Annotated in this window: 15 protein-coding genes and 7 tRNA genes; 7 read left to right on the plus strand and 15 right to left on the minus strand. The window is 45.9% G+C overall.

Annotated features, from left to right (window positions below; genetic code table 11):
* Positions 1-203: 203 nt before the first annotated feature.
* From greA to M0413_RS12065, 4 genes are all read right to left on the minus strand, one after another.
* Positions 204-680, minus strand: coding sequence for a transcription elongation factor GreA (gene greA / locus M0413_RS12050; protein WP_011071421.1), 477 nt, complete (start codon positions 678-680; stop codon positions 204-206).
* A 265-nt stretch (positions 681-945) separates the two neighbouring features.
* On the minus strand, positions 946-1,764 hold the full coding sequence (locus tag M0413_RS12055; protein WP_249554368.1) for a DUF4198 domain-containing protein: 819 nt from the start codon (positions 1,762-1,764) through the stop codon (positions 946-948).
* A 29-nt stretch (positions 1,765-1,793) separates the two neighbouring features.
* Positions 1,794-2,306, minus strand: coding sequence for a DUF2271 domain-containing protein (locus M0413_RS12060; RefSeq protein ID WP_037415282.1), 513 nt, complete (start codon positions 2,304-2,306; stop codon positions 1,794-1,796).
* A 16-nt stretch (positions 2,307-2,322) separates the two neighbouring features.
* Entirely contained in the window at positions 2,323-2,919 is a 597-nt protein-coding gene (locus tag M0413_RS12065) for a PepSY-associated TM helix domain-containing protein (protein ID WP_249554369.1), read from the minus strand.
* A gap of 411 nt (positions 2,920-3,330) precedes the next feature.
* Here M0413_RS12065 and M0413_RS12070 point away from each other — a divergent pair, with 411 nt between their 5' ends.
* Positions 3,331-3,966: a hypothetical protein gene (locus M0413_RS12070; protein WP_047540206.1), complete on the plus strand. Its 636-nt coding sequence runs from the start codon at positions 3,331-3,333 to the stop codon at positions 3,964-3,966.
* A 291-nt stretch (positions 3,967-4,257) separates the two neighbouring features.
* Here M0413_RS12070 and M0413_RS12075 read toward each other — a convergent pair.
* The 10 genes from M0413_RS12075 to M0413_RS12120 form a co-directional block, all read right to left on the minus strand.
* Positions 4,258-4,332: transfer RNA gene (locus M0413_RS12075), tRNA-Gln, on the minus strand.
* 35 nt (positions 4,333-4,367) lie between these two features.
* Positions 4,368-4,452, minus strand: a tRNA-Leu gene (locus tag M0413_RS12080).
* Between the two features lie 81 nt (positions 4,453-4,533).
* Positions 4,534-4,610 (minus strand) — tRNA-Met (locus M0413_RS12085).
* Between the two features lies 1 nt (position 4,611).
* Positions 4,612-4,686, minus strand: a tRNA-Gln gene (locus M0413_RS12090).
* A gap of 22 nt (positions 4,687-4,708) precedes the next feature.
* Positions 4,709-4,783, minus strand: a tRNA-Gln gene (locus M0413_RS12095).
* A gap of 45 nt (positions 4,784-4,828) precedes the next feature.
* A tRNA-Leu gene (locus M0413_RS12100) sits at positions 4,829-4,913 on the minus strand.
* Between the two features lie 54 nt (positions 4,914-4,967).
* Positions 4,968-5,044, minus strand: a tRNA-Met gene (locus M0413_RS12105).
* A gap of 207 nt (positions 5,045-5,251) precedes the next feature.
* Positions 5,252-6,343: a redox-regulated ATPase YchF gene (gene ychF, locus M0413_RS12110; RefSeq protein ID WP_037431408.1), complete on the minus strand. Its 1,092-nt coding sequence runs from the start codon at positions 6,341-6,343 to the stop codon at positions 5,252-5,254.
* A 137-nt stretch (positions 6,344-6,480) separates the two neighbouring features.
* Positions 6,481-7,068 (minus strand): aminoacyl-tRNA hydrolase, encoded by a 588-nt coding sequence (gene pth / locus M0413_RS12115; RefSeq protein WP_037415200.1) that lies wholly within the window; start codon positions 7,066-7,068, stop codon positions 6,481-6,483.
* A 167-nt stretch (positions 7,069-7,235) separates the two neighbouring features.
* Positions 7,236-8,450, minus strand: a complete 1,215-nt coding sequence (locus tag M0413_RS12120; RefSeq protein ID WP_249554372.1) for an FAD-dependent oxidoreductase — start codon at positions 8,448-8,450, stop codon at positions 7,236-7,238.
* A 501-nt stretch (positions 8,451-8,951) separates the two neighbouring features.
* On the opposite strand from M0413_RS12120, the gene miaB reads away from it, so the two are divergent.
* The 6 genes from miaB (at position 8,952) to M0413_RS12150 (ending at position 15,152) form a co-directional block, all read left to right on the plus strand.
* On the plus strand, positions 8,952-10,376 hold the full coding sequence (miaB, locus tag M0413_RS12125; RefSeq protein WP_037415195.1) for a tRNA (N6-isopentenyl adenosine(37)-C2)-methylthiotransferase MiaB: 1,425 nt from the start codon (positions 8,952-8,954) through the stop codon (positions 10,374-10,376).
* 243 nt (positions 10,377-10,619) lie between these two features.
* Positions 10,620-11,684, plus strand: a complete 1,065-nt coding sequence (locus M0413_RS12130; protein WP_055648089.1) for a PhoH family protein — start codon at positions 10,620-10,622, stop codon at positions 11,682-11,684.
* Complete coding sequence (gene ybeY / locus M0413_RS12135) at positions 11,674-12,135, plus strand: rRNA maturation RNase YbeY (protein ID WP_023268295.1); 462 nt, start codon at positions 11,674-11,676, stop codon at positions 12,133-12,135. The genes M0413_RS12130 and ybeY overlap by 11 nt, the downstream gene beginning before the upstream one ends.
* Positions 12,136-12,174: 39 nt before the next feature.
* Positions 12,175-13,050 (plus strand): CNNM family magnesium/cobalt transport protein CorC, encoded by an 876-nt coding sequence (corC, locus tag M0413_RS12140; protein ID WP_037415189.1) that lies wholly within the window; start codon positions 12,175-12,177, stop codon positions 13,048-13,050.
* Between the two features lie 42 nt (positions 13,051-13,092).
* Positions 13,093-14,661, plus strand: coding sequence for an apolipoprotein N-acyltransferase (gene lnt, locus M0413_RS12145; RefSeq protein ID WP_249554375.1), 1,569 nt, complete (start codon positions 13,093-13,095; stop codon positions 14,659-14,661).
* A complete protein-coding gene (locus tag M0413_RS12150; protein ID WP_037431688.1) occupies positions 14,658-15,152 on the plus strand; it encodes a type II secretion system protein in 495 nt (164 codons plus the stop codon). The genes lnt and M0413_RS12150 overlap by 4 nt, the downstream gene beginning before the upstream one ends.
* Positions 15,153-15,208: 56 nt before the next feature.
* Here the strand turns inward: M0413_RS12150 and M0413_RS12155 are convergent, their stop codons facing one another.
* Positions 15,209-15,709: a zinc ribbon-containing protein gene (locus M0413_RS12155; RefSeq protein ID WP_023268299.1), complete on the minus strand. Its 501-nt coding sequence runs from the start codon at positions 15,707-15,709 to the stop codon at positions 15,209-15,211.
* Positions 15,710-15,754 lie beyond the last annotated feature (45 nt).

Consider the following 15,754-nt stretch of genomic DNA (forward strand, 5'->3'; position numbering starts at 1 on the left):
TCTTGAATAGCTTTATTAAAAACATAGAAAGTTCCAAGCATGCAGCTTAAGTAACTGCCAACTCAGAGGCAAATTAAACTTTATCCATCTTGCTAAGTTTGCACTGCAAAGAGACTTATTGCGCAGCGTGTTAAGTATCAAAAAGACATAAAAAAGCCGCTAAAAGCGGCTTTCAATGGTAAATAACCTGATGATATAAAGGCTTAGATATATTGCACCGAAATAATTTCGTAGTCGGTCAAACCACCGGGGGTCGTGATAGACACTTCATCCCCTTCATTTTTACCCACTAATCCTCGGGCGATCGGAGAGTTGACTGAAATCAGGTTTTCTTTGATGTTGGCTTCATCGTCACCTACGATTCGGTAGGTAACTTCAGCATCGGTATCGAGATTTAAGATAGTCACAGTCGCGCCAAAAATAATACGACCGTTGTTCACCATCTTAGTCACATCGATGATCTGCGCGTTAGAAAGTTTGCCTTCAATATCACGGATACGCGCTTCACAAATACCTTGCTCTTCACGGGCTGCGTGGTATTCAGCGTTTTCCTTCAGATCGCCTAATTCTCTCGCTGAGGCAATCGCTTCAGTGATTTTAGGGCGACGTTCAAACTTGAGCATATCTAACTCTTTACGCAGTTGTTCTGCACCGACAACTGTCATAGGAACCTTAGTCATAACTTCTTTCGTCTCCTTTAAACAAAAGCAACCCGTGCCGACGCTAAGGTCAACACAGTAAAATCAGGGTGGAATTGCGCTATTCTAATCGTTATGCGCGTGGGATGCATCAAGAACTGTGCACCCTTGCAGCTTACTGAAGCTAGCGCCCAGATGCTAGTAGTAAAGAATGATAGTGCGATCTTAATTACGGCAAGAGCTAAAAACAAAAATGCCCACAAACTAAGTTTGTGGGCATTAATCACTTTAGTAATAAAGTCTTAGCTTATTCAAGCCCTGCTTCGAAGGTCAAAAAGATTTCGCTTACCGTCTTATCGGCAAGGGATTTATCTGGGCTTGGACGCTCGATAGAGGCATGCAGTAGATAACGACCGGCAGCTGGCAGCGTCATCGTCACTTTACCTTCTTTATCAGAGGTTAAGCTAATTTCCTCTGGCTTGTTACGGTATAGGCTACCGTCCTTCATAATGGCTACGCTGACGCCTTCAACGGGCTTTCCATCATAAACAAATTGCAGTGTTGCAGGTTCATTCTCAACAATATCAGCAGGATGCGTGATAGGTACTAATTCTAAGTATTCACCTTTAGGTGCCAGTACCTTATCGGTTGGTTTATTGCGAGTCACATAGGTTTCAACCCTAGCAACGGTTAATGAGCCTTTAAGATCATAGGCATCCTTTGGCATGACAGCTGCGGTCGCTTTTTTATCAAGACGACTACGCACTACCTCTTCTTTTCCTTTGACTTTGTAAACCGAAAAATACCGAGGCGTAACTTCTTTCTCGAACTTATAGGTGCCGTCTTGTAAGAGCTGCACATCAAAAACTGATTTACGGCCGCCAGTGTAGCTCGAACTTGGTGAACTCGACTTGCCATCGGGTAAATACACTTTCACATCGCTAGCCGTAACAGGCTTATCAACCATAAACACTTGGTTACTAGCGGAAACATCAGAAGTAATCCAAACTGCCTCATTACTTTCTGCCGACACATTGTAGTGGCTAGGTAGAATCCAGCGGTCATGGCTGCTGGCAAATGGGCTGATGCACAGTGCGCTAACTAAGGCAACAAAACGTAATTTCATCTTCATATCCTTTTCGTTAAATACTAGGCTTAGCGAGTCATGCCGCTTAAGCGAATATCAATAACGCCAGTTTCAGTGGTGGCGGGTAATTGGGCGGTAAAATCCCCCGCCGATAAATCAAAGTTTTGTCTGACCAAATCACGGCCACCATGCTCACGCACCACTTCGATAAACACCGTGTAGGAGGCAGGAACAAGAGGTTTACCTGCATCATCTTTTAAGTCCCAATCAATTTTGTAGTGGCCAGCAGGACGTGTTGCTGAGGCGATACCATCGACAAAGCTCATATCCTCACGTCCGGCTTTACGCCACCAACGACGAATATCCTTGAGCCATTTATGGCCTTCATCCCATACCCATAGGCTTATGGTTTTAACGGTTTGGCCCTTGGCATCCTCAACCCATACAGCCACATAGGGTCTGTGATACTGGCCCTCGGTAATTTCTGGCAAGGTTAAATCCACGGTCATTTTCGGTGCGGCCAATACCGCAGAACTCACAAACAACGCACCGATAGCGGTGGTGCGAATAAGATGACGCATCATCAATCGGCTCTCCCTATGGAACAAAATAAACATAAACAAGTGCGCAGCCAGAGCTGACGATCACCATATAAAACAACGATTTTTTTAATCTCTTGGTTTGAGGTAACAGTAAATAAGCACCCGTGAGTGAGAACAAAATAATCAACAGCGCACAAAGATCGAGTACCCAAGCCCAGACACTTCCAGTATTACGGCCCTTGTGCAGATCATTTAGCACTGCGACAACGCCATAATCTAAGGTCTCGACATAGGCTTTGCCGTCGAGCAGATCGAGGGTGACTGTGCGATAGGTACCAGGCCCCTTACTCACTAGGCTGATTTCATCCTCATCGATATCGGCAGTGGTAATATCCATATCCCATTGACTTTTAAGCCAATGCCCCGCAGCTAAACGCCACTCGGGCTCCTGCGACGCAGCGGGAATTAAATAACTGGGAATATCAAACTGCTCGCGCAGTGGCTCTTGATCCGCAGACGAAAACCAATTGGGGTGATTCAAGGTGATCCCCGTAACCGCGAAAAATAGCATTAACAAAAGCAACGCCATTGAGACGTAGACATGGATAATGCGTGCGTAGGAAAGAGATGATTTACTGACTTTAAATTTCAACGACTGACTCTCAAAAAAGGTATTTCAGGGATTGCTGCCTAAAATCGCCAAAACACTGCAGAACTTAGTGCTTGTATGAAATAAAATTAATTGACTGATAGTAAATGATATTTATTATCAAAAAGCACCAAGTTTACAATCTTTACATACTCAATACGGTAGCGTTAGATAAAAGCAGCGCTGATATAGCTTGAAGGGAGACAAACTCTCGAATAAAGAGACTTTGCAACATTTGGAGAATTACAATTAATTCATATAGATAAAAAGCAACATTTGGACTTAAAATCACACTTAAAATTTACCCTCTTCCCCCTCTCGTTTACAGAATCACAATCGGCTACAATCCGCCGCCGGCGACTTGCTGGTACTTCCAAAGGAAATATCATCTTGGGTACAACTCTGCTCAAAAAAATGCGTTGCCTTAACATTATTTGGCTCGCATTAATGCTAAACGCCTGTGTTGCTCCACTATTGTTAATGTCGCCTCAAGGCCAACTGATGTGGGCACTGCTAAAACCCCTCGTAGGATTAAATCCTAATGATGTCGGGCTATTCGAACAGCCTCTCATTAAAGATCGTATGAAGTCGCTACTCGGTGATAACTATGAGACCACAGTATCTCTGTTAAAAACTGCCGACAAAATTCAACAGGAAGGCCCCTTATTTTATATGGTGTCGACTTATACTCCAGTGCCTGAAATGGCCGAAAAAGCCGGATTTGTATGGAATTCAGAAACCAACCAAATGGCAGTGATGTTATTAACGGGTGGCTCGCCAAAAATTATCTCTGAGCAGTTTACCAATCAAGCAGAGAAACTCGTTCCAAGCTGGCCAAAAGAACTGGCTGACTATACGGATCCGCAAAAACTGCAGCAAAAGGCCATAGAAGCTGGCACGGAAAAACTGCAAGAACAAATCCCAGCAGCTGCGCCCCTAAAAGCGGTTGCCACAGGCGATGTAAAAGCTACACAGGAAACGGTGCTTGAAAAAGCGGTGAACGAAGTCGCAGCTCCCACAGCAGTTAAAGAAGTAAAACCCGTACAATAACCACTACTCAACGCTCGGCGAGCTTTTTAGTCGCATTTCACTTTTATCGGTGTTAGCCACAGTGTTTATTGAACACTGTGGCTTTTTTATCTCTATAAACACCTATCTAAGCCAATTAAGCGCATCTTAGCCATTAGTCATTCTCATATCGCCAAAACACTCAGCAATGCCATAACACACTAACAATGGAGAAGAAGATTGAAAAATAGCGAAGTAACCAGAGGATGAATCGACAAGCATATACAAACGACAGAAAGCAAAAAGCCCGTCAAAGGACGGGCTTTTTAACTATGGCTGGGGTACTAGGATTCGAACCTAGGTATGCCGGGATCAAAACCCGGTGCCTTACCGCTTGGCGATACCCCAATTAACTTGTTTTAACCGTAAAGGTTGCATTTTGATGGTACGGGAAGAGAGACTTGAACTCTCACACCTCGCGGCACCAGAACCTAAATCTGGCGTGTCTACCAATTTCACCATTCCCGCATCAAAATGTACCAGATTCACTCATACAAGCATCTCTGGATTTTTACCAGATAAACCAATTGATTTACGTGGATTTAAATATGGTAGCAATGGCGGGACTTGAACCTGCGACCCCAGCATTATGAGTGCTGTGCTCTAACCAGCTGAGCTACATTGCCATGGCTGGGGTACTAGGATTCGAACCTAGGTATGCCGGGATCAAAACCCGGTGCCTTACCGCTTGGCGATACCCCAAAAACTGAGAAACATGAAATGATGGCTGGGGTACTAGGATTCGAACCTAGGTATGCCGGGATCAAAACCCGGTGCCTTACCGCTTGGCGATACCCCAACTAAAACTTGTTTCATCACCCGCTAACGCAGATGTTTAAAATAATGGTACGGGAAGAGAGACTTGAACTCTCACACCTTGCGGCACCAGAACCTAAATCTGGCGTGTCTACCAATTTCACCATTCCCGCACAGTTTCAATTTTACATCCTGAAGCGATGCTAGCAAAAGCTAGTATAACGAAATGGTAGCAATGGCGGGACTTGAACCTGCGACCCCAGCATTATGAGTGCTGTGCTCTAACCAGCTGAGCTACATTGCCACTTCGTTATTGCGCGCCCCTCGTAGCGAGGAACGGGGCGTATTATGCTTATTCGAGGTATCGAGGTCAACAGCTTTTTTTCGCTATTTTCCTTGATACAAACCGTTCGGCTATTACTTCACCAAACTGAGCAACAGATACACTAAATCAGCCTCTGTTGCCCGTATTTTGCCTAACTTTCTACAGCTTAGCCCAATAATGACTAACTTATACGTTAAACAGGAAGTGCATCACATCGCCATCTTGAACGATATAAGTCTTGCCTTCTACACGTAATTTACCCGCTTCTTTGGCGCCCGCTTCACCTTTATAGGCAATAAAGTCGTCAAATGCCACCACTTGTGCACGAATAAACCCACGTTCGAAGTCGGTATGGATAACGCCCGCCGCCTGTGGTGCAGTCGCGCCTACAGAAACGGTCCAAGCACGCACTTCTTTTACGCCCGCAGTGAAGTAAGTTTGCAGGTTCAATAACTGGTAACCAGCACGGATCACGCGATCTAACCCAGGCTCTTCTAACCCAAGGTCTGCCATAAACTCATCGCGTTCTTCAACATCCATTTCAGCTAGTTCAGATTCAATTGCAGCGCACACTGAAACCACAATGGCGTTTTCTTTTTCAGCAATGGCACGCACTGCATCTAAGTGTGGGTTATTGTCAAACCCATCTTCAGCCACGTTGGCAATGTACATGGTTGGCTTTAAGGTTAAGAAATTTAAGTAAGCAACGGCTTCTAATTCTTCCTTAGAAAGATCCATCGAGCGCAGCATTTTGGCTTCATCGAGCACTGGACGCATTTTCTCAAGGACTTCTACCTCAAACTTAGCGTCTTTATCGCCACCCTTAGCACGTTTTTGCTGACGAATAACGGCGCGCTCTAAGCTATCTAAGTCGGCAAGCGCCAACTCGGTATTGATCACTTCGATATCACGAGCAGGATCCACTTTGTTTGCAACGTGAACAATGTTGTCATCGTCAAAACAACGTACCACATGACCAATCGCATCGGTTTCACGGATGTTAGCAAGGAACTTGTTTCCTAAACCTTCACCTTTAGAAGCACCTGCAACTAGGCCTGCGATATCCACGAACTCCATGGTGGTTGGCAGTATACGTTGAGGATTAACAATTGCCGCCAGCGCATCTAAACGAGGATCCGGCACAGGCACTACACCAGTGTTTGGCTCAATGGTACAAAACGGGAAGTTTGCCGCTTCGATGCCAGCCTTAGTTAACGCATTAAAAAGCGTTGATTTACCTACGTTAGGAAGACCAACAATGCCGCATTTAAAACCCATATTCTTACCTTTCTCTCGATGATTGGCTGGCAAGTCACACTCACCAGCAAGTTTTAGTCGCACTACCCCTTGGCAGCACATTGATAAATCGTCTTGACGTTTGAATAGCGACCTATAACAAAGCGCCTACCCAAACATTACTCCGCTTTAAAGGAGTGTAATCGAGTCATGGCTTTCACCATGTCCTCTTTAAATAAAATTTCAGTTGAGCGCACGGCTTCGTCTACGGCAGCATTGATCAGCTCTTGCTCTTTCGCGGGAGCCTTACCCAATACGTAGCCACTGACTTTATTTTTATCGCCGGGATGACCAATCCCAATCCGTAAACGATAGAAGTTTTTATCATTCGCTAATTTGGCAATAATGTCTTTTAAGCCGTTATGACCACCATGGCCGCCACCGAGTTTAAATTTAGCCACGCCAGGTGGCATATCCAGCTCATCGTGGGCCACCAGAATTTCTTCAGGTGTAATACGAAAGAAATTAGCTAAAGCACCTACGGCTTTACCACTTAAGTTCATATACGTAGTCGGTATGAGTAAACGCACATCTTTACCGTGTAATACGGCTCTGGCTGTCAGGCCAAAATACTTGCTATCGGCGACTAAGCTCACACCACAAATACGGGCTAATTCTTCCACATACCAAGCACCCGCATTATGGCGAGTCTGGGCATATTCAGCGCCCGGATTGGCAAGGCCTACGATTAATTTAATTTCGCTCATGACACTCACTAATGGCACTCAATACTGCGTTAATTAGTCGATGGCAAAGCACACAGGTCGACCATATTGAGCTAATAATGCCGCTTATACTCGTTAAAAACGCGGCATTTTAGCACTCAATGCGTAAGTCAACAAATACCGAGTGAGCAAGTGCTCACAACGAGGAACTAATTGAGCCCCATCGCATACTTAAGTACAGTTTGTTTGATGGGAGAATTGATATTGGCCAATTTTAATGCGCCATTGCGAAGTAATTTAAGCGGCAAAATATCATTACTAAAGCTAGCGTAAAACACATCCATGGTGGTCATCATCAGCTGATTATCAAGGTAACGTTTTGCTTGATATTGGCTTAACACCTCGGTTGACCACCATGGTTTATCCTCAGTTAATGCCGTCTTGATGGCTGTCAACAAAGCTCCAACATCTTTAAATCCAAGGTTAACCCCTTGACCAGCAAGCGGATTAATGGTGTGCGCTGCATCCCCTAAAATCACCACATTTGGCTTAAAATAAGCCTGAGCATGCCGGCGCGTGAGCGCAAAGCTGCCCTTGGCCTCAACCGTAAAATCACTGTCTAAACGAGATGGAAAATGCTGGCGAATTTGGTCGGCCAACTGTTTATTGTTCAGTTGCATTAACTGTTTGATGCGATTGGCATCATCATACCAAACTAACGAGGCATGATTACCGGGTAAAGGTAACAAGGAACGTGGGCCGCTAGGTGTAAATTGCTGCCAAGTCACATCTTGTTGACCTTGGGCGGTTTGGATATTAATCAGCATGGCCGATTGAGCATAGTCCCAACCCGAAATCCCAATGCCCGCCCATTGGCGTACTTGAGAATTCGCACCGTCAGCGCCAACCAACAGCTTAGCCTCGAGTGAATAACCAGATTGTAAGTGCACGCTTACCGTATCAACACCACGCGCAAAGTAGGCAACGCGCTCAGGGCAAAAGAGTTGAATATTTTCCCATTGCTGCATTTGCTCCCACAGGGCGAGCTGCACTAAACGGTTTTCAACGATATGGCCTAAATGGCTAGCGCCGATTTGTGAACTATGGAATTGAGTAATACAGCCATCAAGCTCCCAAGTCTCTAAGCCGAGATAAGGCACATTACGCATCTTAAGTAAGCTGTCTAATGCGCCTAACTGCTCAAGTAAATGTTCAGAGGCAACGCTTATTGCCGAAACGCGTACATCTAATGCCTGCTCTGAAGAATAAGCCTCGGGCGTAAAGGACTCAACTACAGCAACGTTAAGTCCTTGCTGTGCAAGACCAATCGCCGTTGCCGCACCCACCATGCCGCCACCGACTAAAACCACATCAAAGGATTGCATCTCTGATGTTATCGGTGCAGATTGCTGTGTTTGGCTCATTGTTCGGCTCATCTTAATTACCACTCATATTGTTGTTTAGACTTGTCAAATGCACCTTGTCACACCATCGCCATTCGCAACAGCTGCGCTGTAAATAATGCATAGGCTGCCACACCAACCATGTAAACGTTACCGTCAGTTACCGCAACAGGCTCGATTATGCCCTATATCATGACACCACGGAAATGTTGAACGTATTTCGACTCTAAATCCATGAAGACATTGGCATTTGCTCCAGCAATAGCTTGTTGCCAATGGCAAATGTCGCACTAAGTCACCAAGAATAAATCACCTAAAACCCATCAATAGCGATAAACCTAGCTTCTTTGTGGGTATCATAATCCGATAGGATTAGCGAGTAAAAATGTGGACAACGCTGGTCAGCAGCCACAACTGCGGGTAAAATGTCGCGCTATTTTGACTGGGCGGTCCATTGGACTTTTTACAAGGCAACGACGGCTCGGGACTCTTTTTACAGGGCAGCGTAGGGCAACACAACTGATGAGCAAAAAACTCCATATTAAAACTTGGGGCTGTCAAATGAATGAGTACGACTCATCTAAGATGGCGGATCTTTTAGGCGAATACCAAGGTTACACCTTAACTGAAGAAGCAGAAGAAGCAGATATTCTGCTGCTGAACACTTGTTCTATCCGTGAAAAAGCACAGGAAAAAGTGTTCCATCAGTTAGGTCGTTGGAAAACACTCAAAGATAAAAATCCTGACCTGATTATTGGTGTGGGTGGCTGTGTTGCATCTCAAGAAGGTAAAGCGATTAAAGACCGAGCTCATTGTGTTGACATCATCTTTGGACCACAGACGCTTCACCGTCTACCGGAGATGATCGAACAAGTACGCCGCGGCGATAAAGCAGTGATCGACGTGAGTTTTCCTGAGATCGAAAAATTTGACCGTCTTCCCGAACCACGCGCCGAAGGCCCAACGGCGTTTGTGTCTATTATGGAAGGTTGTAGCAAATACTGTTCATTCTGCGTGGTACCTTATACCCGTGGTGAAGAAGTCAGCCGCCCATCGGACGACATCATTCTTGAAATTGCCCAACTGGCAGAACAAGGTGTGCGCGAAGTTAACCTGCTCGGTCAAAACGTCAATGCTTACCGTGGCGCAACCCACGATGGCGGGATCTGTACCTTTGCCGAGCTATTACGCTATGTTGCCGCTATCGACGGCATCGACCGTATTCGCTTCACCACCAGTCACCCCATTGAATTTACCCAGGATATCATCGACGTTTATGAAGATACGCCTGAATTAGTCAGCTTCCTGCACTTACCAGTACAGTCAGGTTCTGACCGCATTCTCACCGCAATGAAACGTGGCCATATGGCGATTGAGTACAAATCTATCATCCGCCGTCTGCGTAAAGCCCGCCCTGATATCCAAATCAGCTCCGACTTTATTATTGGTTTCCCTGGCGAAACGAAAGAAGACTTCGCCGATACCATGAAGCTGATTGAAGATGTAGGTTTTGACCACAGCTTTAGCTTTATCTACAGTGCGCGCCCAGGCACGCCAGCGGCAGATTTACCCGATGACGTTGATATGGAAGAGAAAAAACAACGTCTGGCCATTCTACAAGACCGCATCACTCAACAGGCCATGCGTTACAGCCGCCATATGATGGGTACAGTGCAACGCATTCTGGTTGAAGGCCCCTCGGTGAAAAACCCGATGGAACTGCGCGGTCGCACCGAAAACAATCGTGTGGTGAACTTTGAAGGCTTACCAAAACACATTGGTACCTTTGTGGATGTCGAGATTGTCGACGTTTACACTAACTCACTACGCGGTAAATTTATCCGCGGTGAAGATGAAATGGATCTGCGCCGTAACCTGCGCCCATCAGATATTCTGGCTAAGCATAAGCAAGATGATGAACTGGGCGTAACTCAATTTAAACCTTAAGGGTTTAAATCTTGGGTGAGTGTACCTATATAAAGAGGGCGACAATGTCGCCCTCTTATTTTATGGCCTTAACAACTGCTGTAATTGATGATTTTCCGTTAGCAATTATGATAGATGGCTCGTAAACTGAAATTATCTTCTGATAAGAGGCAGCGATAGCAAACTGACATCGCACTTGGCTTTCACTCAGCACTTTGCTTGGTATTTGATAATTTGCTTGTTATTTGACAATAGGAGTACTGTTTGTCCAGTAAATTAACCACAATGAATTTGTATCTCGAACCCGCAGAAACCCGCCGTTTGGCTTCACTGTGCGGTCCCTTCGATGACAATATCAAACAGATTGAGCGTCGCGTTGGCGTTGAGATAGTCCGTAAGAACAACCATTTCCAAATTACCGGATTACCACGTCACTGTTTAAGTGCCAATAACTTACTTAAGCAGCTCTATATTGAAACTCAAACGGTCAAGGGCAGCACGCCGGATCTCGACCCTGAACAAGTGCATTTGGCCATTCAAGAAGCCATTGCCCTAGAGCAGGACGACAGCGGTGACGATAAAGCCTTATTTATCAAAACCCGCCGTGGCGTGATAAAACCGCGTAACCCCAACCAAAGCACCTATGTGGCCAACATTGTGCGCCATGATATTACCTTTGGTATTGGGCCTGCGGGAACGGGTAAAACCTACTTAGCGGTGGCCGCCGCCGTTGATGCACTAGAGCGTCAAGAAGTGCGCCGCATTCTGCTCACCCGCCCTGCGGTTGAAGCGGGGGAAAAACTCGGCTTCTTACCGGGCGATTTAAGCCAGAAGGTCGACCCCTATCTGCGCCCACTTTATGATGCCTTGTTTGAAATGCTCGGCTTTGAAAAGGTCGAGCGCTTAATCGAGAAAAACGTTATCGAAGTAGCGCCTTTGGCCTACATGCGCGGCCGCACCTTAAACGATGCCTTTATTATTCTCGATGAGAGCCAAAACACCACGGTTGAACAGATGAAAATGTTCTTAACCCGTATTGGCTTTAACTCACGCGCGGTCATTACTGGTGACATCACCCAAACCGACTTACCCAAACATGTTAAGTCAGGTCTGCGCCACGCCATTGAAGTATTAAGCCAAGTGGAAGAGATCAGCTTCAACTTCTTCGTGTCTCAAGACGTTGTGCGTCATCCTGTGGTTGCTCGCATTGTCGAAGCCTATGAGGCTTTTGATCGTAAAGAGCAGGCATTAAAGGCCGAAAAAGAGCGCCGCGATAATCAACAAGCGCACCCACAAACGCAACAGGAAGTTATAAAGCATGAGTCTTGATTTAGCCTTAGATGTGCAATACGCCACGGCGAGTGACTATCTTCCTAGTGAAGAACAATTTGCCCTCTGGGTAAAAACCGCCATTGGTAATAGCATGGAACAGGCGGAGCTGACGATCCGTATCGTCGATGCCCGTGAAAGCCAAATGCTAAACAGCACTTACAGAGGGAAAGACAAGCCCACTAATGTGTTGTCGTTTCCCTTTGAAGCACCGCCAGAAATTGAACTTCCGCTGCTTGGAGATCTTGTCATTTGTGCCGCAGTCGTTGAAAATGAAGCGCGTGAACAAGATAAAACTCTAGAAGCCCATTGGGCACACATGGTTGTACATGGTTGCCTGCATCTGCTAGGTTATGATCACATTGAAGACGAAGAAGCCGAAGAGATGGAGTCATTAGAGACTCAACTCATTGAAAGCTTAGGTTTTACTGACCCATATAAGGAACAATAATTAACTGAGATACTCTCTATCAAGGTTAATGAGAAAACTATGAGTGACGATATCCCCCCGAGTACGAGCGCCCAAAAGAAAAGCTGGTTTGACAGAGTAAGTCAGTTATTTCAGGGCGAACCTCAAAATCGCGAAGACTTAGTTGATGTAATTGATGGCGCAGAACAGCGCGAACTGATATCTGAAGACACCCGCGAAATGATTAAAGGTGTATTGGAAGTTTCCGATATGCGTGTTCGGGACATTATGATCCCACGAGCTCAAATTGTCGCGATTCAAATCGACAATACCGTTGAAGAGTTGCTCGCAACTGTTATCGGTTCAGGCCATTCTCGCTTCCCAGTGGTTAACGAAGACAAAGACCATATCGAAGGCATTTTACTGGCTAAAGATTTGATCCCTTATGGTTTCTCAAACAGTGAAGAACCCTTTTCCCTTGAGCGCGTGATCCGCCCAGCGGTTGTTGTGCCAGAGAGTAAACGCGTCGATGTGTTACTCAAAGAATTCCGCTCCCAGCGTTACCATATGGCGATTGTCGTTGATGAGTACGGTGGCGTATCTGGTCTGGTAACTATTGAAGATATTCTCGAAGAAATCGTCGGTGAGATTGAAGATGAATTCGATCACGATAGCCCTGAAGACACCGAAATCCGCAAAGTCGGCAATACTGTCTACATGGTGAAGGCGCTTACGCCTATCGAAGATTTTAACGAAGAATTCAACACCCATTTCAGTGATGAAGAGTTTGATACCGTTGGTGGCTTGGTGTCCCATGCCTTTGGCCACTTGCCGGAGCGGAATGAGAGCATCATGATCGAAGGTATTGAATTTAAAGTTATCAACGCCGATACCAGACGTTTAATCCAACTCAGAGTAAAACTCCCCGATCCCAATATCGGTGAAGACGTAGAATAACCCTCTGCGTAAGAATAACTCTCCTTGTAAGAAGAATGATCCGTGCTAACTAACATTCGGGCTTTTGCCCAACAAAAGTCTCGATTGAGTGCGTTACGCCTCGTACTGGCGTTTATTTTAGGCGCCAGTACAGCGCTTTCCTTTGCCCCGTATTCCTTCTGGATCATCTATCCTATCGCCATGGCGTTAGCCCTTTGGCAGAGTGAATCCTTAAGCCCTAAAGCAAGCTTTTTCCATTGGTTAAGCTTTGGTTTTGGCTGTTTTGCCGTTGGTATCAGTTGGGTGCATGTCAGTATGGACACCTTCGGTGGCCTCCCCTTAGCCGCTTCAGTAGGGCTAATGGCGCTGTTAGCACTCTATTTAGCCCTCTATCCGGCCTTAACGGGTCTGGGTTTAGCGTGGTTGACTCGCACTAATACTCCCTCGCTATGGCGTAACCTGCTCTTCTTCCCCGCGCTTTGGGTCTTAACCGAATGGGCCAGAGGCTGGGTTTTGACAGGTTTCCCTTGGATTTGGGCAGGCTACTCCCAAACTGAAGGCCCATTAAAGGAATTGGCGAGTATTATTGGCGCCTTAGGATTAAGTTTCATTATCGCCATGGTTGCGGGCGCATTGGCCTTGTGTTTTAGCAAGCGCTACAAAAGTCTGTTGATTTTACTGCCCATCATCGCAGCCGCTACTTGGGTCGCGCCTAAGCTTTCACAAATTAAGCCGACAGGCGAGTCGGTCAAGGTCGCGCTTGTGCAAGGCAATATTCCGCAAAGTATGAAATGGGAACCCGATGCACTCTGGCCAACCCTGTTGAAATACATGGATTTGTCCCGTGAACACTTTGATGCTGACATTATCGTCTGGCCAGAAGCAGCGATCCCAGCGCCTGACTACCAAGTGCAAGACTTTTTGGATAATGCCAATAAAGTGGCCAACCTTAACCACACCTCCATCATTACCGGGATTATTAGTCGTCAACATGACGATTTTTATAATTCACTGATTGTATTAGGTAACCATAATCTGAAACAGCAAGATAGCCCAGATTATGAAAGCGATGGCAGCAACCAGTTTAAAAAGCATCATCTGTTGCCAATTGGTGAATTTGTGCCCTTTCAAGCCTTACTGCGGCCGATTGCGCCTTTCTTTAATCTGCCCATGTCCTCTTTTGCGCGTGGCGATTATCAACAACCGAACTTGAGCGCGGTAGGCCATAAAATTGCGCCGGCAATTTGTTATGAAATAGCCTTCCCTGAACAATTGCGTGACAGCGTTAATCTCGGGACGGATCTGCTGTTAACCGTCTCCAACGATGCCTGGTTTGGCACCTCAAATGGTCCATTACAACATATGGAAATTGCTCAAATGCGCGCCATTGAGTTAGGTCGTCCTCTGGTACGCGCCACCAATAATGGTGTAACCGCCGTTGTCGATGAGCATGGCAAAATCACAGCTTCTCTGCCGCAATTTGAAACTGGTGTATTGCGAGCCACAATTCCACTGGTTACAGGCCAAACTTGGTTTGCTAAAATCGGCCAAACACCACTGTTAGCCTTATGTGGAGCTCTGCTGTTACTCGGTTTTATCCGTCGTCAAAAGCAGCAACAGAATTTGAAATGATTAATCAGAAACGCACTCAAGGTTTTACCTTAATCGAACTCGTGGTCGTTATCATAGTGCTCGGGATTTTAGCGGTTATCGCCGCGCCGAAATTTATCGGCCTGAGCAAAGAGGCGCGGGAAAAAAGTCTGCTGCAACTCCATGCCAGTGTAAAAGCCGCAAATACCTTAGCCTATTCCAAGACCCAAATGCCCAGCTTACAGAGTCAAGCCGTCGCAGGCCGTGATGATATTATTGACATCGACCTCAATGGTGATGGTGTGGCAGAAACCCGCCTAAAGTGGGGTTATCTGGACAATACCGATATCGAAAAATGGATAGAGAAAGATGATAAACTCGTCATTCAATATCAAGGTATTGATATTACATATATTGGCTACGACTTGGATGCTAATACCTTAGTCAACGATGACCAATGTTATTTCCGCTATACCCAAGCAGCCGATGCCAACACACCACCGCTTTACGATATCAATGTCCAAGGCTGTTGATGGCTAATAAAAAACGACGCTAAGCGTCGTTTTTTATTTCTGGCGCATCCACAAGGCTAAGGTGTTAACGCCTCACGGGTAAACTCTTCATGGTCACACTCGGGGCAATCGGGGATCACGCCCGGAAACTCAATACTCATTTCATGGCCGCAGTTAGTGCACACCATCACCCCTTGGCTAACAATATCACCACTCTGGTAATAGCCGTGGTGTTTAAAGTCTTGAGCCAGTTCATGCCATTCCACTTGGCTGCGGTCGGTGATTTCACTTAACCAATGCCAAAGGGTGTTTTCTAGAGTGATCACCGTTGGGCTGTGGCTTAAGCTGTCGGCATTTTGCTCACGCAAAAAGCTGGCGATATCACGCTTTAAGAATTGCTCAACTAACGCGAGCTCATCTTCCCCCGCTTGTTCTTTGAGGCGTAAGAACTCCTTCCCTTGAGTGACAGACTTAAATAAATTCTTTGCAGTCAGCGAGTTATCTTCCGCAAATTGCGCTTTCACTTCGTTAATTAAGGCTTGATACAGTCCTAGTAGCGCACTACTTCTATCATTCATAACCAATACTCCTTCATAGAACCTTTTTAATGCATCGCTTCTAGT

The sequence above is a fragment of the Shewanella sp. 8A genome (assembly GCF_023475945.1).
Classification (GTDB): Bacteria; Pseudomonadota; Gammaproteobacteria; order Enterobacterales; family Shewanellaceae; genus Shewanella; species Shewanella xiamenensis.